Origin of the sequence: Roseovarius sp. MMSF_3298, assembly GCF_030733705.1 — a bacterium.
GTDB classification, from domain to species: Bacteria; Pseudomonadota; Alphaproteobacteria; order Rhodobacterales; family Rhodobacteraceae; genus Roseovarius; species Roseovarius confluentis.
On record NZ_JASHIN010000015.1, the window covers coordinates 61,887 to 80,101 of the forward strand.

Genomic DNA, 18,215 nt, shown 5'->3' on the forward strand with positions numbered 1-18,215 from the left:
TGCCCGTTTGCGGCTTGCCTCTTGTTTGCCTTGTCGCAATCCGAGTGAGCTTGCAGGGAATGCTTGCGAGCTATTGATCCCGACACTCGACCGTATTTGACGGCCCGGATACGTTTGCAAGGCAACTGGAAGACTGTATTTGACATAAACATATTTCTAATATATCACACATCGAGAAATGGTATATCGGAGGCTGACCATGGAACTTCAAGACACCAACATGACCGAACGCCAGCGCCAGTACCGGGCCAACTACCGGCAGCGCGTGGCGGGCTGGTACAACGGTTTCCTGCATATCGTGATCATCTACACGATCGGGCTGACCGCGCTTTACATCTATACCGCGAACCTCAACCAGGTGACGCCGCTGGAATGGCTTACGGTGCCGCTGGTCTTCCTGTTCTGCAACTTCTTCGAGTGGTGGCTGCACCGCTACGTGATGCATCGGCCGTCGAAGAACCCGGTCGCACGCGCGGTCTACAATCGGCACACCCTGCAACATCACCAGTTCTTTACCGAAGTGGAGATGCGGTTCGCGGACCAGAAAGACTACCGCGTGACCTTTTTCCCGCCCTATGCGCTGGCGGCCTTCACGTTGATCTCGATCCCCGGTGCCATCGTGATGGGCTGGCTGTTCACGGCCAATGTGGGCTGGTTGTTCATCGCCACCACGACCTCGATCTACATGATCTACGAATTCATGCATTTCTGCTGTCACGTCGAGGAAAACTGGTTCGTGCGCAACATGCCCTTCATCAACACCAATCGCCGTCACCACACGGCGCATCACGACCAGTCGCTGATGATGGAGCGCAACATGAACCTCACGTTCCCGATCATGGACTGGCTGTTCGGCACGTCGGACCTGAATCGTGGCCTGATCGGGCACCTGTTCAACGGCTATGACACCAAGCACCTCCGCCAGGACATGCGCAAGGTGTCCCGCACGCCGGTGCGCGGCAAGGATGAGACGACGAACGCGACCCCCGCCGAGTAAGTGACTTCCGCCCGGGCCCGCGTGACGGGCCCGGGCACGACCAAGACATCCCGGAGCAAACGGAGCGACCTCATGGCCAATATCGAGCCGAATATCACCGCAGCCTTCATCTTTGCGCTGTTCGCCTGCGTGGCCAGCCTGGCCGCCATCGTGTTGACCGGCGTCTTCCCGCTGTCGACACGGCCCGAACTGAAGCGGCCGCTGGGCTTTGCGCTGGTGGTGGCGAACTGCGTACTGCTGGGCGCGGTGCTGTACCTGACCTTTGGCTTTGGCCTGGCCGAACTGCGTTGGACCAGCGTGGTTATCATCGCCGGGTTCGCCCTGCTGTTCATGCCTGGCCTGTTCAACCTGTGGCCGAGCCGTTGGCGCGACGGGACCGTGGGCCTGACCGTGGTTCTGGCCGGGCTTGGCGCATCGGCCTGGACGCTGGTCGGCATGGCCTGAGCCAAGATCGCGGGTCCCGATTGACCCCGCAAACACTATCAGAAGGAGGAGGCTGAGATGCCAGTCATGATCAAAATCGCGCTGTCCACGATGGTGGCGCTCGCGGCCATCGGGGGATGGTTCTACATGGGACACCTGGGGCAGACCGGACCGCAATGGGCCATTGTCTTTCTCGGTCCGTTCAGCGTCGGATCGCTGTGGATTTTCCCGGAAGTGATGCGCTCGAAAGCCGATGCACGGGGGAAATCATGAAGACGTATCTTGGAGACAGGACGATCGACGGTGTTGTCGTGACCGTCGACGGAAAGGATCTGCCGGACTATGCGGAGGTCTGCAAGTTCACCAACGCGGGCTTTGAATGGAGCTTCGAGGGCGTGGCGGCGACACAGCTGGCCTTTGCGCTGATCTATGACGTGACCGGCGATGCGGGCCTTGCCAAGCGCCTGGCCGAGCCGTTCATGCGCGAAGTCACCGCGAATTTCGGCAACGACTGGGAAATGACCGAGGCGGATGTCCGTGCCGCCGTGGTCCAGGTTCAGCCAGAGCAGGCATGACGGCCCCACTCGACGACACGAAGACGGCACCCGCGGCGGAGGGCCCCGGGATGCCGAAGACGTTCCGGGCCGCCGTGCTGCGCGCCCCGGGCGAGGCGATGACGATCGAGGATGTCGAGCCTGGCGCGCTCGGGTCGCGCGATGTGATGGTCAAGATCCGCGCCGCGGGGCTTTGTCATACGGACCTGGAGGTGATCGACGGCTCGCTGCGGCTGGGAATGCCAGCCGTGCTGGGCCACGAGGCGGCCGGTGTGGTCACGGCCTGCGGTCCCGAAGCGAAGGGCGTGGCGGTGGGAGATCATGTGATCCTGTCGTGGAACCCCAAGTGCGGCGACTGTTTCTACTGCGACCAGAGCCTGCCGATCCTGTGCGAGACCTTCGTGGCCAATGGCCCTGCGGGGTTTGCCTTTGACGGGCGCCCGCGGGCGCGGCTGGCCGGTGGACAGGACCTGCACCAGTTGATGTATCTCGGGGCGTTCGGGGAATATTGCGTGGTCGAGGACCAGCAGGCGATCCCGGTGCCCAAGGAAATGCCATTCGACCGGGCCGCGTTGATCGGCTGCGGTGTGATGACCGGCGTCGGTGCTGCGCTGAACGTTGCCGATATCCGCGCTGGAAGTACCGCGATGGTGATCGGCTGTGGCGCGGTAGGTCTTGCGGCCGTGCAGGGGGCGGTGATGGGCGGGGCGCAGAACGTCGTTGCCGTAGACCTGAACGAGGCGCGTCTGGATGCGGCCTGCGGGATGGGGGCGACGCACCGGGTCAACCCGAAGACCGATAGCGTGGAGGAACTCGCCCGCTCCCTGACAGGCGGGCGGGGCGCGGACGTCGTTCTGGAAAGCGCCGGCAACGAGCCGGCTTTTCGCCTGAGCGTCGAGGCGGTGCGCCCTGGCGGCGAGGTGATCTGGCTGGGCAAGGTGGATGTCGAGAAGGATGTCGGTTTCCGCTGGGGCTCGCTTATGCAGGAGAAGCGTATCCGCCGGTCGAGCTATGGCGACACGCGGCCGCGAAGGGATTTCCCGATGCTGTGCCGGAAATATCTGGACAGTCAACTGGACCTCGACGGGCTGATCACCGACCGGATCACCCTGAACGAGATCAATGCCGGTTTCGAGAAGCTGCGCCGGGGCGAGAGCATCCGCAGCGTGATCGAATTCGGACCATGAGCGGCATTCGCAAAGAGTGGGTGGTGACGCCGCACGGTCCGATCGAGGTGTCTGTCGCGGGACGCGTTGTCGCCGACCGGCCCACCCTGGTGCTGGTGCACGGGATACAGGGCACGAAAGCAATATGGGATGCCGTGATCCCGGTGCTTGCGCAGGACTGGCACGTGATCGCGCCGAACCTGCGGGGCCGGGGCGGATCTTTCGTGTTAAAAGAAGCCGGGCGTTATCGCATGACGGATTTCGCAGACGATTTGGCCGCAGTGATGGACGGTGTCGCGGGCGACGTCGTGCTCGTTGGCTGGAGCATGGGCGGGCTTGTTGCGCTGGAACATTTTCAGAGGCGTGGGCCGGACCGGATGGCAGGGCTTGCGCTGGTCAGCACCAGCGCCTGCCTGCACGCCGAGGGGCTTGAGCCGGCGGTCTGGTTCCGCGGGGACACGCCCGTTAAACTCGTCGAGGAGGCGCGGGGCCGGGCGCAGCGGTTAAAGCTGACAGACACGGCGGCGGATATCGCGGTGGCCGGGGCGTGGTTGAGCGCCGCACAGGTCGATTATCGTCCTGTTCTGGACAGCATCGACGTGCCGGTGCTGGTTCTGCACGGCACTGCCGATCCCGAGTGCCCGCCAGATCATGGCAAGGCGCTAGCGGCTGGTCTGGCCACGTCGAGGCTGGAGTTGTGGCAGGGGTGCGGGCATGTGCCGATGGCAGAGCGGCCCGGAGTCCTCGCCGAGACGCTGGCAGTCTTCGCCTCCGGATGCTGCGCCGCCGTCGCGTCGTGACCCGCCGGCAACGCGTCCAAGCCTTGCGGCATGGAGCGAAGCACCGTAGATTTCCACATGGCGAGAAAGTATCCACCTCCGACGGCCGCACTAAAGGTCACAAACAGGCAGAATATGAACAAAGACACAGAGAACGTGTTGGATAATGCTTCTCCGCGCGCGCGAAAGATCGACAATATGACTCTGACCGACCGTGCCTACGAGATGATCGAGACACGGATTGTGGCGCTGGACCTGGAGCCGGGGCAGGTGCTGTCTGAATCGCAACTGGTCGAGGAACTGGGCATAGGCCGCACCCCCGTGCGCGAGGCGTTGCAGCGGCTGGCGGCCGAGGGTCTGGTGGTGGTGATGCCCCGACGCGGGGTCATGGTGTCCGAGATCAACATAGCCAAGCAATTGCAGTTGCTGGAACTGCGGCGCGAAGTGGAGCGGTTATGTGCCTGCAAGGCAGCGCAGCGGGCCACCGAGGCAGAACGAGAGCATTTCACGGAACTGGCCGCCAAGCTGGCCGCCTCGGCGGACGCAAGGGATTATGACGCGTTCATGCAGCTTGACCTAGAGTTCAACCGGGCTGTCCTGGTCGCTTGCCGCAACGAGTTCATCGAACGGTCGATGCGGCGGATGCAGGGCCTGTCGCGACGGTTCTGGTTCCAGAATTACCGCGTGGCGCTCGACCTGGAACGCTGTGCAAACCTTCACGCCGATGTTGCACGCAAGATCGCCGAGGGCGACCCGGCGGCAGCGGGCGAGGCGTCGGACAAGCTGATCGACTATATCTCCGAGTTCACCCGCGCGACCCTTTGAGGCGCTGCGCGCCGAGCTGGCGGCGGTATTTCCCAACAAAGAGGTCGCGGCCCTTGGCAAGGCGTGTCAGCCTGTCGCCGGGGCAGCGCATGGTGCCGGCCAGCGCCAACGGGCCCGGCAGGGGCAGGTGGCTGGCGCCGAGGCGTGGGCCGACAGGCACGAGCATGGGGGCGTCGCGCCAGGGCCGGTAAGGGGTCAGCACATCGACACGTTTGCCCCCGGCCGCCGCGCGCAGGATCTTCGAAAGGTACGGGCCTTGCCGCAGGATGCCGACGATGGTCATCGCGTCGCCGGTTGCGGCCATGTCACCCCCCGTGAACAGCCCCGGCAGTGCGCCCGGCGCGGGCCGCAGGTATGGGTCGGTCATCACCCGGCCCGCGCTGTCGAGGCGCACCGAGGGCAGGGCGGAGAGAAGATCGGTGCAGGGCATCGCGCCGAGCGCGGGGAGCACGAGGTCTGCCGCGACGTCCTGCCCGTCCGAAAGACCCAGAGGGACGTCCTGCGCATCCATGCCGGCAGCAATGCCGGGCGCGGAGCGATGCGTGATGACTTTGACTCCCAGCCTGTGCAGCCGGTTCATGAGTGCGCGACCCAGCCTGGCCGGCTGGTCGGGCATCGGAAGCGGGGCGGCGGCGATCAGGGTGACGTGCGCGTCGGGCCGGGCCGTCGCGATTTCGCCCGCGAGTTCGGTGCCGACCGGACCCGCACCGACAATGGCGATATGTCGGGCCTGTGCGATGCGCTCCGCGAGCGTTCTGTGCGCATCGAGGAAAACTTCGAGGTCTTCCGCTGAGGATTTGAAGGGCAGGTTGTAGGAGGAGCCAGTGGCGACAAGGGTGAAGTCGCTCGATATCTCCGTGCCATCCTCGAGGGTTGCGCCTTCGGAATGAAGGGCGGCGACGCGGCCCCGAACAACCCGCCCTTCGCGCAGCAGGCCGTCATAGGGGATCGTCGCGGCCGCCAGAAGGTCGGGTTCGACCAATGCGCGGATCATGGCGGGAGCGTGGAGGAAGGCCGGTTTCGGCTCGACCAGGGTGACGTCCATCACCCGGTCGAGCCGGCGGGCCACGTCGCAGCCGACGTAACCGCCGCCGACGACAAGGAGCTTTTGTCTAGAAGCCAAGGACTTTCTCCGGCAGCCAGAGCACCATCTGCGGGAAGGCCATCACCAACGCCAGCGTGAAGAGCTGAAGGATGATGAAGGGCACGACCCCCTTGAACATGTCGGGCATGGTGATCTCCGGCGGTGCGATGCCTCGCAGGTAGAAGATGGCCGGGGCCATCGGCGGCGACAGGTAGCTGGTTTGTATCACGATCAGGAAGAGGATGCAGAACCAGACCGGGTCGAAGCCGAGCTGCGTGACGATCGGAATGAAGACCGGAAGGAAAATCAAAAGGATCGAGATCCATTCCAGTGCGAAGCCGGCGATGAAGACGATGATCAGGAACACCGCCAGCGTGGCCCAGGGGCTGAGATCGGACGCGGCGATCAGTTCGGTCGTGACGCGTGTGCCGCCGGCACCGACGAAGACGCCCGAGAACATCGAGCCCGCCAGCAGGATCATCAGGATCATCGACGTGACCTTGACCGTGTTCAGCAGGGCAAGGCGCAGTGTTTTCCAGTTGAGCGTGCGGTAGACCGCCGCCAGGATCACGGCCCCGAAGGCGCCCATCGCCGCCGCCTCGGTCGGAGAGGCGAGGCCGAGCATGATCGAGCCCAGCACCGCGAAGATCATCAGCGCCGCCGGCAGGAAGGCCGTCAGCGTGATCCAGAGGCGCTCGCCCAGCGTCGGCAGATACTCGTCATCCGAAACCAGCGAGCCGTCCTGCGGACGCAGGTAGCAGCGGCCCATGATGTAGACGACGTAGAGCGTCGCCATGGTCAGGCCGGGGATGATCATGCCGATGAAGAGATCGCCGACCGAGACGTCCGCGATCGGCCCCATGATGATGACCACAACCGAGGGCGGGATGATGGTGCCCAGCGAGCCGCCGGCGCAGATCGTGCCCGAGATGAGCCCCTTGTTGTAGCTGTGTTTCATCATGACCGGGATGGCCAGAAGTCCCACCACGGTTTCCGTCGCGCCGATCACGCCGGTCGAGGCGGCGAAGATCACGCACATGAAGATCGTGCCGACCCCCAGCCCGCCGGGCAAGCGGCGGGTCCAGATGTGGACCGCATCGAACAGGCGTTCGGCGATGCCGGATTTTTCCAGCATGGTGCCCATGAAGACGAAGAGCGGTACGGCGGCGAGCACGAAATTGCCCGCGACCTCGTCGATCTTGTCGATGAATTGGTAAATGACAGTGTCGCCGAAGGTGATGTAGCCGAAAATGGTGGCCACGCCCATCAGCGAAAAGGCGATCGGAAACCCGGTCAGCAGGATCAGCAGCAGAACCGGAAACATCCAGAGTGCGAGATATTCCATGGCTCAGACCTCCTTCGCGTCGGGAGCAAACAGGACCTGGAGGCAGCCGAGCACCTCGGAGATGGCCTGTAGGACCATCGCCACAAAGGCCGTGAAGAACACCAGGTGATAGGGCCAGACGACAGGGTTCCAGGCGCTTTCGCCGGAGCGTTCACCCCATTCGTAGGCCTCGATCGTGTAGTGGTAGAGAGCGAAGCTCAGCCAGATGCCGATCGGCAGGAACAAAAGCAGGTATCCCGCGAGATCGAGAATGGCCTTGAGACGCGGCGAGAAGCGGCAGGCGAGGACGTCGATGCGCACATGCTGGCCGTCGCGCAGGGCGTAGGCAGAGCCCAGCAGGAAGGATGCGCCCATTGCCATGTAGCCGATCTCGTAGGCCCAGATGGTTGGCTGGTTGAAGACGTAGCGCGAGACGACCTCGTAGACCGAGGCGAGGATCAGGGGGACGAGGATGAGGGCCGAGAAATAGCCCAGGACACCACTGATCGCTCCGATGAAGCGGCGAATGGATGTAATCATGTCAGAGTTTCCTGTGGACGGCGTGGCAGCCCCAGACCTCGGCGGGTCGGGGCTGCGGCTGTCCGGTCGGGCGTTCAGTTGGATGAGCCGTCTTGCGGCGGCAGGGCCATCTTGCGATAGCTGTCGGCCTCCGACCAGGTGGACTCGAACTCGCGTTGGGAGGCAAGTACGCGCTCGAACCATTCATTGCCCTCGGCCTGGCGGTCGGCCCATTCCATGCCAAGACGCTTGGCGGCTTCCTTGACTTCATCTTCCAGGACGATGATCTCGTTGCCGTTGTCGCGGTAGAATTCCAACGCCTTGGCGTCCTCGTTTCCAAGGCGCATCCAGCTTTCGAACGTCACCAGTTCCGCGGCCAACCGGACCATTTCCTGGTCCTGTTCCGAGAGCGCTTCCCAAGCGGCGTCGTTGATCACCAGCTCATAAGGCGCGACGGGCTGGTGCACGCCGGGAACCACCACGTACTTGGCGATCTGGTAGAAGCCGGGCGATACGTTTTCATAGAGCGACCCCCACTCGGTGGCGTCGATGGTGCCGCGTTCAAGCGAAGTATAGACCTCGCCACCGGCCATGGTGACGGGCGAGGCGCCCAGCTCGCTGGAAATCTCCAGCCACGCCCCGGCGGTGCGCATCTTGAGGCCTTGCAGGTCCTCGAGCGTCGAGACGGGTTTCTTGGAATGCAGGAAAACCTCGGCGGGACGCATGAAGAGCGGCATGGAGACGATGCCAAAGCGATCCTGGCGGAATTCGGTCCAGAGTTCCTGGCCGCCACCCTGATAGAGCCAGTGCAGCATGCGCTCGCTGTCCATCGACCCGGCAAAACCGCCGAAGAGCACGGTGGTCTTGTCCTTGCCCCAGTCGTACCCCATCCATGTGTGGCCGACCTCGGCCACGCCCCGTTTCACGGTGGTGGACACATCGAGCGCCTTGCCCAGCGTGCCGGCGGGGAACACCTCGATCTCTACGCGGCCTTCGGTCATTTGAGACACGCGCTCGGCGAAGGCTTCGGCGCCCAGTTCCATCAGCGGACCGCCGGTGACAGTGGTGGCCATTTTCCATTCGTGTTCGGCGGCGAGCGCGGCGCTGCTCATCAGAGCGCCGGTCATGCTGGCGGCCAGCGCAACGGTCGCGATGCCTTTCTTTAACGGTGACATTTGATCTCCTCCCTAGCTGGTTTGTTGCAGGCTCTTCCCTTCCAAACCGTCATTCTCCTTAGGAATAGTTGACGGAGATGGACGCTTGTCTGCGCCGGGGAGCTGCATCGAAGACTCGTAAACGACTTTTGATCGACGGTCAATATTCATGTAATAGGCGACTAATATGTCAGTTTAGGGATCACGTTGAAAGCGTCGCAAACTTGGCGAGGATCAAGCTTTTGTCAGTGTTGGCTCAAAACGCCAAGCGAAGCGACGGTTTTCGCTACCAATGTGACGGGGCATTGCGATTCCAACGTGAGGCCTTGCTTCCGATCGGTAATCAAGCCGTGACTGGACTTGTCGCCGAGATCGTATGCTTTGTTTGTCAGCTGAAGAGAAGAGTTCGAAGCGCCTTCGAGACAATTGGAGAAAGAGTAGCTCAGTGCTTCTGAGTTACCTGTAACGGGTCGTTGTTTGCACAACGCAAATCGACGCGTTGACCGCCGTCAATGAAGCTGTGTCCGGCTGTGTTGAACTGGGTGTCCATAGGAGGATTGGACATGACAAAGACATCTAAAACACCCGGCGCGAACGAGGCGCTAGAACGTATGGCCGAAATGGAAATGACTTTCATCAGGCCACTGGGCGCATTTGGGGCGGCGATGGCCGACGCGTGGCTGGATCTTTGCGATGAATGGACAGGGTTCGTGACCGGCCGCATGCGGCAGGATCTGCGCACGGCGAACGATATGCTTCAATGCCGGAACCCGGCGGATTTGCCCAAGATCCAGTCCGCCTTTTTCCAGAAGGCGCTGGACGAATACCAGGAAGAGGCGAACCGCATGAATACCGTGATTCAGAAAGCCAGCCGCGACATTGCCAGCGGGAACGCGCAAGACGCGGCATGAAACCCGAACAGTTGCCTCAGCTGCATCGCGGCGCGCATGACGTGACGCCCGTCGATGCGCTGGACCGTGCGATGAGTGTCTCTATCGGACGTTTGACCATGGGGGTGTCGCCCATTGCACTCTGGTTGGCGTGGTTCGATTGGGTGGCTCACCTGGCGGCCTCTCCCGGTCGGCAGGTCGAATTGTGGGGAAAGGGCTTACGCAAGGCGCTGCGCCTTCAGTCTTTTCTTATGAACTGCGTCCGGTCGGAGGAGACCGAAGGCTGTATCGACCCGCTGCCGCAGGACCGACGTTTTGTCGGTGAGGCGTGGAAGCAATGGCCGTTCAACCTGTGGTCCCAATCTTTTCTGCTGAGCCAGCAATGGTGGCATGCCGCCACGACCGGACCGCTGGGCGTGACGCCTGAAAACGAACGGCAGGTGCAATTCTTCGGTCGGCAGATCCTCGATATGATGGCGCCGACGAATTTCGCGTGGACCAACCCCGAAGTGCTGGAGCGTACCTGGGCGGAGGGGGGCGCGAACCTGTTGCGCGGGGCGACATACCTGGCCGACGATCTGCTTCGGAGCGCAACCGATGCCCCGCCTGCGGGCACAGAAGCCTTTCGACCGGGCCACGAGGTCGCGATCACCGAGGGGGATGTGGTCTATCGCAATCACCTGATCGAATTGATCCGCTATCGCCCCAGTACCGGCGAGGTTCGGCCCGAACCCGTGCTGGTCGTGCCGGCCTGGATCATGAAATACTATATTCTGGACCTGTCGCCAAAAAACTCGTTGATCCGGTGGCTGGTGGCGCAGGGATTCTCGGTGTTCGTCATTTCCTGGCGCAACCCGACGGAGCGGGACCGAGACCTGGCGCTTGACGACTACCGGACGCAGGGCGTGATGGCGGCGATGGATGTGGTCGCGCGGTGGTCCGGGCAGAAGGTGCACGCGACCGGCTATTGCCTGGGCGGGACGCTGCTGGCCATCGCGGCGGCGGCGATGGCGCGGGACGGGGATGACCGGCTGGCGACGCTGTCCTTTTTTGCCGCGCAGACCGATTTCACCGAAGCCGGCGAGATCCAGTTGTACCTGTCGGAGGCGCAGGTGGCCTTTCTGGAGGAAATCATGGCGGAGCGTGGCGTTCTGGAGGCCCGCCAGATGGCGGGGGCGTTCCGGATGTTGCGGTCGAACGACCTGTTGTGGTCGCGAATGGTGACGCATTACTTGCTGGGTCAGCCCGACCCGGTGACCGACTTGATGGCGTGGAATGCCGATGCGACGCGACTTCCCGCGCGGATGCATTCGGAGTATCTTCGCAAGCTCTACCTGAACAACGATCTTTCGGAGGGGCGCCTTAAGGTGGAGGGGCATCCGGTCGTTCTGTCGGACATCCGGGTTCCGATCTGCCTGGTGGGCACAGAGAGGGATCACGTCGCGCCCTGGCGCTCGGTCTACAAGGCGACGCTGGCGGCAGACAGCGAGACGACGTTTATCCTGACGAATGGCGGGCATAATGCCGGGATCATTTCCGAGCCGAACCACCCGAACCGGCATTACCGCTGTGCCACGCGTCCTTCGATGGCCCGGTGGCGCGACCCCGAGAGGTGGTTCGCGGAAACACCGGTCGAGGACGGATCGTGGCGGCCGGCCTGGGCAAGATGGCTGGCAGCCCGTTCAGGCGCGCCCGTCGCCGTGTCGGCGGCGTCACGGGATCTGCCGGTGCTGGCGCCTGCGCCCGGTCGTTATGTTCTGGAAAGGTAAAGTCGCGGACGATTGATTGCCGTCATTGTGAGAAACTGGCTCCGGGCGAGACTGCACCAAGGCGCACGTTCATTCGGGAGGATCGACAAATGCCTGTGCTCTTGAGACCGATCTTTTCGATAGTTCTTGGCGGCGCGTTGTGCGCGGCGTCTCCGGTGATGCCGGAGGTTAGGTTGAGCGCCGACGAGATGGCTGTGACGCCATCGCTGGCGCCAATCGTCGAGAGCGTCGCGCCCGGGGTGGTTTCCATATCCGTGTCATCGCAGGAGAGTCTGGAGAGTCCTGTCTTTACCGATCCTTTCTTCCGGCAGTTCTTCGACTTTCTGCCGCACGACGTGCCGCTGGAACGCTTCGTCGAGGCCAGCGGCTCGGGTGTGATCGTGGACGCCGAGGCGGGACTGGTGCTGACAAATGCGCATGTGCTGGAATACGCCAAGAGTATCACGGTTCACCTGTCCGATGGGCGCGACCTGCGTGCCGAGATCCGCGGGATAGATGAAGAGACGGATATCGCCGCGCTGAGCATCGACGCAGAGAACTTGGAGGGCCTGGTGATAGGGCGGTCGAGGGGTCTGCGCGTGGGCGATTATGTCCTGGCGGTGGGAAACCCGTTTGGTCTGGAAGGGACCGTTACGCTGGGGATCGTGAGCGCATTGGGTCGCACGGGACTTGGAATAGAGGGATACGAGGATTTCATCCAGGTCGATGCAGCAATCAACCCGGGCAATTCGGGCGGTGCGCTGGTGAACCTGCGTGGCGAGCTGGTGGGGATCAACACTGCCATCGCGGGGCCGACCGGGGGGAATGTCGGAATCGGATTTGCCATTCCCATCGACATGGCGATGCAGGTTGCGCTGCAACTGGTGGAGAACGGCCGCGTCGAGCGAGGCCAGATCGGGATCATGATACAGGATCTGGACCCTGACTTGGCGGAGGCCTTCGGGGTTGCGGACACGGGCGGCGTTCTGATCGCCGATATCGTTCCCGGATCACCGGCAGAGGTTGCCGGGCTGAAACCCGGGGACATCGTCGTGGCTGTCGATAATGATCAAGTTGCCGATGCGGCGGAGTTGCGGCTGGCGGTGAGCTTCAAACAACCGGGCGCTACAGTGCGGCTTGGACTGATCCGCGAGGGTAGGCCGCAGAGCATGCGTGTTACGCTTGGGCGCGCGGGCGGTTCCCAAGTCGAAGCGAACAGGGGCGGGCCTTCCGTGCCGGCGACCGGGCGTCTTGATGGCGCGACCCTGAGGTCCGTGCCAGTGGACGAGGGGTCGGGCGGCAGGCGGAGTGGCGTGCTGGTCGAGGATCTCGATGCCGCCAGCCCACTGAGCGCGGCGGGGGTGCGGCCCGGGGATGTCATTGTTGAGGCCGGGGGCAAACCGGTTCACAGCCCGCAAGAGCTGGACAGGCGGGCGCGTCAATCGGACGGGCCGCTGATCTTGCGGATCTATCGCGCGGGGCGCGCGTATTTCACCACTATTGGTTAGGGTTGTCCCGTCGAGCCGTGATTGGTGAGCATTGGACCGGCTTTGCGGGAGACGCTCGTACCGGTGGCGAGGCCTTCGTCGCCGTTGCCGGGCGCAGGGGCGGATGCCGACGTTCGGGAGATCGCCGGAAAATCCTGTGGCGTGATCGTCTCTTTCTCGCAGAGCAGGTCAGCGCCGGACAAGAGGTCTGCGCGGGCTTTTTCAAGCGCGGCGGTCGCCTTTTGGAACGCCGCATCGAGGGCCGCGCGAACGTCGAGGTCCACCTCCCGTGCCGTGGCCTGGGAAAAGTCGCGCGGGCCGGTATCGGCGTCCGGTAACCATCGCAGGCGTTTCTCTTCGAGCGTCACGGGGCCGATCGTCTGTCCCATGCCGAACCGCATGACCATCGAGCGCGCGATGTCGGTGGCCTTGGCCAGGTCGTCTTCCGCGCCGCTGGAAACCTGCCCGAGCACCAGCGCCTCGGCCGCGCGCCCGGCCAGCAGCACTGCCATCCGGTCGCGCAGTTCCCTTTCGGTGATCAGGAACCTGTCTTCTGTCGGGCGCTGCATGGTGTAGCCCAAAGCGCCGATGCTGCGGGGAATGATCGAAACCTTGTGCACCGGGTCGGCCCCCGGCAGGGCCGCGGCGACCAGCGCGTGACCCATTTCGTGAATCGCGACGCGCCATCGCTCGTCGGGGGTGAGCAGCCGGGAATGGCGTTCCGCCCCGGCCACGACCCTTTCAACGGCCTCGGTCATGTCCTGAAGGGTCACGGCCTGCCCGCCGCGCCGGGTGGCGACAATGGCGGCCTCGTTGACGAGGTTTGCGAGATCGGCACCGGTGAAGCCGGGCGTGAGGGCCGCGACGTCATCGAGGCTCAGAGCTGGGTCGACTGTGATCTTGCGAATATGCACCGCGAGGATGTCGCGCCGTCCCTTGCGCTCGGGGCGGTCGACGATGATCTGCCGGTCGAAGCGCCCGGCCCGGGTGAGGGCCGGATCGAGAATTTCCGGTCGGTTGGTCGCCGCCAGCAGGACGATGCCCACGGTCGGATCGAAACCATCCAGTTCGGACAGTAGCTGGTTTAACGTCTGTTCCTTTTCGTCGGCGCCGCCGAAGCCCGAGATCGCGCCGCGCGCCCGGCCAAGCGCGTCGAGCTCGTCTATGAAGATGATGCAGGGAGCGGCCTTGCGGGCCTGTTCGAACAGGTCGCGCACCCGGGCGGCGCCGACGCCGACGAACATTTCCACGAACTCGGAGCCAGAGATCGAGAAGAAAGGCACGCCTGCCTCTCCGGCCACGGCGCGGGCCAGCAGGGTCTTGCCCGTACCAGGCGGCCCGGTCAGCAGGATGCCGCGGGGCACGCGGGCGCCGAGGCGCGCGAAGCGGTCGCGATCGGTCAGGAACGAAACGATCTCCTGTAGCTCGGTTCTGGCCTCGTCAACGCCCGCCACGTCGGCGAAGGTCACGCCGGTGTTGCGCTCGACCCAGACCTTGGCCTTGGACTTACCAACATTGACCAGTCCACCCATGCCCTGCCGTTCGGCAAAACGGCGGAATACGAAGGCCCAGAAGAATACGAGGATCACGGCCGGAGCGATCCAGGACGCAAGCGTCGTCAGCCAATTGGAATCGGATGCGCCGGCGATCTCTACCCCGTATGAGGCGAGCATTGAGGCGAAATCCGGATCGACGCGTGTTGTCACGAAGAGCGTCTTGCCACCCATGCTCTCGGTGAATGCGCCTTCGATCCGGGTTTCGGTCACGGTCACGCGGGCGATGCGGCCCTCTTCGAGGTAGGAAATGAATTGCGAGTAATCCAGTACAATTGTCTGGCTGACGGCGATCCAGGCCTGGAACGCGAAGACCGCGAAGAAGGCGAACAGGATGTAGCCAAGGTTCAGGGCGCGTTCAGACTTCACGGCTTCGTTCCTCCTGTCTTGTTCGCTCGAGGCCGTCGCGCAGGTCTGTCACGCGACTGTATGGGGATGCTGGATACTGTGCGGACGGTCATTTTCGAAGCCTAAGGTGCTTGCCACACAGACGGCGTGTCGTGGACGAAGCGCCGGGCCGCCGAGAGGCATTGCCTGGCTTGTCGGGGCCATTTCTCGGGGGTACGGATATGGCGGTCGAGCAGATGATCGATTGCGAGACGGGCGCGGGTGAGCAGACGGTTCAGGCTGTAGGCATTCATCAGCGCCGGGCTGGGACGGTCGAGCCCCGAGTCCGCGAGCCGGTGCAGCAGTGCGTTACGGATCCAGTGCGTTCCCAGCAGGGAGCAGCCGAGTCCAAGATAGTTGAGTTCCTCGTAGGGATCCGCAAGCCGAAGCCCTCGGTCGAATTCAAGTCGGTCGAAAACGATCGGCGGGTCGCCGAGGTTCACGTGTTCTGGCCGAAGGTCGCCGTGCCCTTCGACGATCAACCCGAGCGCCCCGCGTTTCATGATCTCGGCTCTGCAATTCTCGAGTGCCGAGATTGCCATCTCTGGTAGCGCGGGGTCGTAGGCCTCTCCAATCACGCTCTTTTGGTCAGCGAGGTGGCAGGCGTTGATGGAAGCCTCCCACAGCCATCGAGCCATATATTCTGTTCCGAATTCCGAGGATGGGCTGCTACGCAGGTAGAAGGCAGCCATGACATCGCAGACGCGATGAATCTCTTTCCTGGTTGGAGCCGGGCCGTGCAAAAGGCGATAGTCGAGCATCTGAGCCGCGGGAAGGCGGCGCATTTCCAACAGCCAGTCGACGATAGTGCCGCGTCCATCCAGGGCGAGCTTGCCGTCGACATGACGGGTGATTGGCCGCGTCCGGCGATACATGTCCCCGGCAAGTTCCTGGTTCAAGCGAAACTCCTCTTCGCACGAATGGTGGCGTGACGCGACAGACCGCAGATCGAGAGCGCCTATCCGGATCGATTTCTTCAGCTTCAGGACCGTGTCGCCGCCCATGAACACGAGCGAGGCGTGGGTTTCGATGCACTCTGGAACCGTGCCGGTCGGCCAGTTGGCAGGATCCTGAAGGAAGGCGCTCAAGTCGTTGATCCGCGAACGCACAGAACTGCGACGTGATGGGTGATGGGGCCGGGCAAAGGGCATGGCGTTCTGCATGAGAGCGTGATCAACCCCGAAAGACATGCGGGTCACCAGAGCGATGACCGGCCATTCGAGAATGTGAAACCAGGCAGGTGGTGGCATTGATGACGGTCAATGCTTTGCGATTGCGCATGGGAACCCTTGCGTCATGTTATTTTTCGCTCTCAACGGATCGCAAACCTTGGGCGCGCGGGTGGCCGCCGCCGGTGGCTATGCGGTTGCGGCGCACGAAGAACGCGACTTTCAGGGCGGCGAGCATAAGTCGAGGCCCCTTGTCAGTGTCCGGGGACGGGATGTGTTCGTGCTGCACTCGCTTCACGGCGATGGCGTCGCATCGGCGAACGACAAGCTGGTCCGCTTGTTGTTCTTCCTCGCAACCTGCCGGGAGCATGGGGCGGCGCGCATTACTGCAATCGTGCCGTACCTTGCCTATTCGCGGAAGGACCGGCAGACAAAGCCGCAGGACCCGGTAAGCAGCCGCTATGTTGCGCAGCTTCTGGAAGCGGTGGGTGTCGAACTGGTGATGAAGTTTGAGGTTCACAACCTCGCGGCGTTCCAGAACGCTTTTCGTTGCCGGACGGTTCACCTGGCCACGCAGGATTTCTTTGCGGCGCATATCGCAGCGCAGAATTCGGAGGCGCGCCTGGCGGTCGTGTCACCCGATGCCGGTGGGGTAAAGCGTGCCCAGCTTTTGCGTGAGGCGCTCGAGGCGCGCATCGGCGGGGAGGTATCGTTCGGACTCATGGAAAAGCGCCGCTCGGCCGGAATTGTGTCGGGATCGCTCTTTGCCGGAGAGGTCAAAGACCGCGTCGTACACATTGTCGACGACATGATTTGCGGCGGCGGAACCGTTTTGCGCGCGGCAAGGGCCGTGCGGGATCACGGCGGCCGCAGTATTCATGTCCTTGCCCCTCACGGGCTGCTGGAGGCGCAGACATTTCAGGATTTCTGCGCCTCGGGCGTGATCGACAGCGTGACGGTGACTGACAGCGTGGCGCCGCTTGCCCATCTTCCTGCAGAGCCGCCGGACTGGTTCAGGATTCTGGGCTGCGCGCCCCTGATCGCCGATGCCATTGATGCCGTGCACCGGGGGCAAGAGATCTCTCTGTCCGTCGCCTGCGCGCCGGAGCTTGTTGATAACCGTCAATGACCGGAAAACCGCAAGATGCGAAACAGGAAAGCGCACGAGAAACGTAGTCATTTGGAGGTTCAACGCATGGAGCGCAATTTGAAGACGCTTTTGTTCCTCGCGGGATTTGCGCTGCTGATCGGATGCGAAAACCTGACGGAGCAACAACGGACCGTTGTCGGCGTGACCGCCGGGGCTGCGGCAGGTCTGATCACGGCGGACGCGCTTGGAGCCGATGACGACTGGCGGCTCATCTCGGCGCTGGCCGGAGCTGCGGCGGGCACTCTGGTGGCGCAGAACACGGAAACCGGTAACTGCGCCTACGCACATGGAGATGGCACCTATTACAGGGCGCCCTGCCCATAGGGAGGTCGAAGAGCCAGAAGGTCAGAGGTCTATGCAGATTGACCCGATCATCAGTTATCGCAATCTCGATCCATCGCCGGCTGTGTCCGAGTTGGTGGGTCGCCGTATCACGGTGCTGGAGCGGATCAGCGACCGGGTCACCGGATGCGAGGTCACGCTGGATGCGCCGCAAAAGCGCAAGCCGCACGGGCGGGTGGTCAGGGTCCGTCTGAACCTGCACCTGCCCGGGCTCGATTTCGCGGTGTCGCGGCAAGTTGCGCAGGGCAGCGCGCGCGATGATCTTCTGCTGGCCGTGAACCGGGCTTTCTCGGCAGCCGAAAAGCACCTCAAGCGTCAGAAGAAAAAAATGGGTGGTGTCGACGTCAAGCATCATGCGCCGGTCTTGCACGGCGAGATCACGTCGATAGAGCCGAAGCTGGGCTATGGCTATCTGCGCGCCGATGACGGGCGCGAGGTCTATTTTCAACGTGATGGTTTCACGTCGGATGTTTGGGATGACCTTGGGACAGGCGACCGCCTGCGGTTTCGTGAAGAGCAGGGTGACAAGGGTCTCTTCGCGGTCTCCCTCACAAGGTTGGAAGGAGCGTACAATGACGCATCGGGACTATTATTCCGAACAGATACGCCACGGTGGTATACTGTTATGGGGCAGGGTCAATGACGTGGAACGGGAAACTCTTGC

At 63.0% G+C, this 18,215-nt stretch carries 19 protein-coding genes; 13 read left to right on the forward strand and 6 right to left on the reverse strand.

Annotation, left to right across the window (positions count from 1 at the left end; genetic code table 11):
• Positions 1-199 precede the first annotated feature (199 nt).
• From RBB18_RS14335 to RBB18_RS14365, 7 genes are all read left to right on the forward strand, one after another.
• Entirely contained in the window at positions 200-997 is a 798-nt protein-coding gene (locus RBB18_RS14335) for a sterol desaturase family protein (protein WP_103764973.1), read from the forward strand.
• Between the two features lie 72 nt (positions 998-1,069).
• The gene (locus RBB18_RS14340) at positions 1,070-1,441 is read left to right on the forward strand and encodes a hypothetical protein (protein ID WP_103764972.1); all 372 of its coding nucleotides are present in this window, start codon (positions 1,070-1,072) and stop codon (positions 1,439-1,441) included.
• A 57-nt stretch (positions 1,442-1,498) separates the two neighbouring features.
• Entirely contained in the window at positions 1,499-1,693 is a 195-nt protein-coding gene (locus RBB18_RS14345; protein WP_103764971.1) for a hypothetical protein, read from the forward strand.
• Positions 1,690-1,995, forward strand: a complete 306-nt coding sequence (locus RBB18_RS14350) for a DUF6166 domain-containing protein (RefSeq protein ID WP_103764970.1) — start codon at positions 1,690-1,692, stop codon at positions 1,993-1,995. The genes RBB18_RS14345 and RBB18_RS14350 overlap by 4 nt, the downstream gene beginning before the upstream one ends.
• A complete protein-coding gene (locus RBB18_RS14355) occupies positions 1,992-3,161 on the forward strand; it encodes a Zn-dependent alcohol dehydrogenase (protein ID WP_306111205.1) in 1,170 nt (389 codons plus the stop codon). Before RBB18_RS14350 ends, RBB18_RS14355 begins: the two co-directional genes overlap by 4 nt.
• Entirely contained in the window at positions 3,158-3,940 is a 783-nt protein-coding gene (locus tag RBB18_RS14360; RefSeq protein WP_306111206.1) for an alpha/beta fold hydrolase, read from the forward strand. The genes RBB18_RS14355 and RBB18_RS14360 overlap by 4 nt, the downstream gene beginning before the upstream one ends.
• A 177-nt stretch (positions 3,941-4,117) precedes the next feature.
• Positions 4,118-4,744, forward strand: coding sequence for a GntR family transcriptional regulator (locus tag RBB18_RS14365; protein WP_306111207.1), 627 nt, complete (start codon positions 4,118-4,120; stop codon positions 4,742-4,744).
• Here RBB18_RS14365 and RBB18_RS14370 read toward each other — a convergent pair.
• The 4 genes from RBB18_RS14370 to dctP all read right to left on the reverse strand — a co-directional run bounded on the left by RBB18_RS14370 (position 4,725) and on the right by dctP (position 8,846).
• Positions 4,725-5,867 carry an NAD(P)/FAD-dependent oxidoreductase gene (locus tag RBB18_RS14370; RefSeq protein WP_306111208.1) on the reverse strand — a complete coding sequence of 381 codons (1,143 nt, stop codon included), beginning with the start codon at positions 5,865-5,867 and terminating at the stop codon, positions 4,725-4,727. The two genes, RBB18_RS14365 and RBB18_RS14370, sit on opposite strands and share 20 nt — an antisense overlap.
• Positions 5,857-7,173: a TRAP transporter large permease subunit gene (locus RBB18_RS14375; protein WP_211286164.1), complete on the reverse strand. Its 1,317-nt coding sequence runs from the start codon at positions 7,171-7,173 to the stop codon at positions 5,857-5,859. The genes RBB18_RS14370 and RBB18_RS14375 overlap by 11 nt, the downstream gene beginning before the upstream one ends.
• A gap of 3 nt (positions 7,174-7,176) precedes the next feature.
• Positions 7,177-7,692 (reverse strand): TRAP transporter small permease subunit, encoded by a 516-nt coding sequence (locus tag RBB18_RS14380; protein WP_103764082.1) that lies wholly within the window; start codon positions 7,690-7,692, stop codon positions 7,177-7,179.
• Positions 7,693-7,766: 74 nt separating this feature from the next.
• The gene (gene dctP, locus RBB18_RS14385) at positions 7,767-8,846 is read right to left on the reverse strand and encodes a TRAP transporter substrate-binding protein DctP (protein ID WP_103764081.1); all 1,080 of its coding nucleotides are present in this window, start codon (positions 8,844-8,846) and stop codon (positions 7,767-7,769) included.
• Between the two features lie 542 nt (positions 8,847-9,388).
• Here dctP and RBB18_RS14390 point away from each other — a divergent pair.
• The 3 genes from RBB18_RS14390 (at position 9,389) to RBB18_RS14400 (ending at position 12,971) form a co-directional block, all read left to right on the forward strand.
• Positions 9,389-9,736 (forward strand): phasin family protein, encoded by a 348-nt coding sequence (locus RBB18_RS14390; RefSeq protein ID WP_306111209.1) that lies wholly within the window; start codon positions 9,389-9,391, stop codon positions 9,734-9,736.
• Positions 9,733-11,484, forward strand: coding sequence for an alpha/beta hydrolase (locus tag RBB18_RS14395; RefSeq protein ID WP_306111210.1), 1,752 nt, complete (start codon positions 9,733-9,735; stop codon positions 11,482-11,484). The genes RBB18_RS14390 and RBB18_RS14395 overlap by 4 nt, the downstream gene beginning before the upstream one ends.
• A gap of 173 nt (positions 11,485-11,657) precedes the next feature.
• Positions 11,658-12,971: a Do family serine endopeptidase gene (locus RBB18_RS14400; protein WP_306111211.1), complete on the forward strand. Its 1,314-nt coding sequence runs from the start codon at positions 11,658-11,660 to the stop codon at positions 12,969-12,971.
• Here the strand turns inward: RBB18_RS14400 and ftsH are convergent.
• Together ftsH and RBB18_RS14410 are read right to left on the reverse strand one after the other, a co-directional pair.
• Positions 12,968-14,872, reverse strand: a complete 1,905-nt coding sequence (gene ftsH / locus RBB18_RS14405) for an ATP-dependent zinc metalloprotease FtsH (RefSeq protein WP_103764077.1) — start codon at positions 14,870-14,872, stop codon at positions 12,968-12,970. The two genes, RBB18_RS14400 and ftsH, sit on opposite strands and share 4 nt — an antisense overlap.
• A 101-nt stretch (positions 14,873-14,973) precedes the next feature.
• The gene (locus RBB18_RS14410; RefSeq protein ID WP_146050054.1) at positions 14,974-16,140 is read right to left on the reverse strand and encodes a hypothetical protein; all 1,167 of its coding nucleotides are present in this window, start codon (positions 16,138-16,140) and stop codon (positions 14,974-14,976) included.
• Positions 16,141-16,186: 46 nt separating this feature from the next.
• Between RBB18_RS14410 and RBB18_RS14415 the strand changes: the two genes are divergently transcribed.
• The 3 genes from RBB18_RS14415 (at position 16,187) to RBB18_RS14425 (ending at position 18,194) form a co-directional block, all read left to right on the forward strand.
• Positions 16,187-17,188, forward strand: coding sequence for a ribose-phosphate pyrophosphokinase (locus tag RBB18_RS14415; protein WP_306111212.1), 1,002 nt, complete (start codon positions 16,187-16,189; stop codon positions 17,186-17,188).
• A gap of 66 nt (positions 17,189-17,254) precedes the next feature.
• A complete protein-coding gene (locus RBB18_RS14420; protein ID WP_103764074.1) occupies positions 17,255-17,533 on the forward strand; it encodes a glycine zipper 2TM domain-containing protein in 279 nt (92 codons plus the stop codon).
• A 31-nt stretch (positions 17,534-17,564) separates the two neighbouring features.
• Complete coding sequence (locus tag RBB18_RS14425) at positions 17,565-18,194, forward strand: HPF/RaiA family ribosome-associated protein (RefSeq protein WP_103764073.1); 630 nt, start codon at positions 17,565-17,567, stop codon at positions 18,192-18,194.
• The last annotated feature ends 21 nt before the right edge of the window (positions 18,195-18,215 follow it).

Excerpts from the sequence above, each read along its gene's own strand:
- RBB18_RS14380 (WP_103764082.1), bottom strand. The coding sequence starts at position 7,692 with ATGATTACATCCATTCGCCGCTTCATCGGAGCGATCAGTGGTGTCCTG.
- RBB18_RS14335 (WP_103764973.1), top strand. The coding sequence starts at position 200 with ATGGAACTTCAAGACACCAACATGACCGAACGCCAGCGCCAGTACCGG.
- dctP (WP_103764081.1), bottom strand. The coding sequence starts at position 8,846 with ATGTCACCGTTAAAGAAAGGCATCGCGACCGTTGCGCTGGCCGCCAGC.
- RBB18_RS14395 (WP_306111210.1), top strand. The coding sequence starts at position 9,733 with ATGAAACCCGAACAGTTGCCTCAGCTGCATCGCGGCGCGCATGACGTG.
- RBB18_RS14375 (WP_211286164.1), bottom strand. The coding sequence starts at position 7,173 with ATGGAATATCTCGCACTCTGGATGTTTCCGGTTCTGCTGCTGATCCTG.
- RBB18_RS14415 (WP_306111212.1), top strand. The coding sequence starts at position 16,187 with ATGTTATTTTTCGCTCTCAACGGATCGCAAACCTTGGGCGCGCGGGTG.
- RBB18_RS14340 (WP_103764972.1), top strand. The coding sequence starts at position 1,070 with ATGGCCAATATCGAGCCGAATATCACCGCAGCCTTCATCTTTGCGCTG.
- RBB18_RS14390 (WP_306111209.1), top strand. The coding sequence starts at position 9,389 with ATGACAAAGACATCTAAAACACCCGGCGCGAACGAGGCGCTAGAACGT.
- RBB18_RS14420 (WP_103764074.1), top strand. The coding sequence starts at position 17,255 with ATGGAGCGCAATTTGAAGACGCTTTTGTTCCTCGCGGGATTTGCGCTG.
- RBB18_RS14410 (WP_146050054.1), bottom strand. The coding sequence starts at position 16,140 with ATGCCACCACCTGCCTGGTTTCACATTCTCGAATGGCCGGTCATCGCT.
- RBB18_RS14350 (WP_103764970.1), top strand. The coding sequence starts at position 1,690 with ATGAAGACGTATCTTGGAGACAGGACGATCGACGGTGTTGTCGTGACC.
- RBB18_RS14425 (WP_103764073.1), top strand. The coding sequence starts at position 17,565 with ATGCAGATTGACCCGATCATCAGTTATCGCAATCTCGATCCATCGCCG.
- RBB18_RS14345 (WP_103764971.1), top strand. The coding sequence starts at position 1,499 with ATGCCAGTCATGATCAAAATCGCGCTGTCCACGATGGTGGCGCTCGCG.
- RBB18_RS14360 (WP_306111206.1), top strand. The coding sequence starts at position 3,158 with ATGAGCGGCATTCGCAAAGAGTGGGTGGTGACGCCGCACGGTCCGATC.
- RBB18_RS14355 (WP_306111205.1), top strand. The coding sequence starts at position 1,992 with ATGACGGCCCCACTCGACGACACGAAGACGGCACCCGCGGCGGAGGGC.
- RBB18_RS14365 (WP_306111207.1), top strand. The coding sequence starts at position 4,118 with ATGACTCTGACCGACCGTGCCTACGAGATGATCGAGACACGGATTGTG.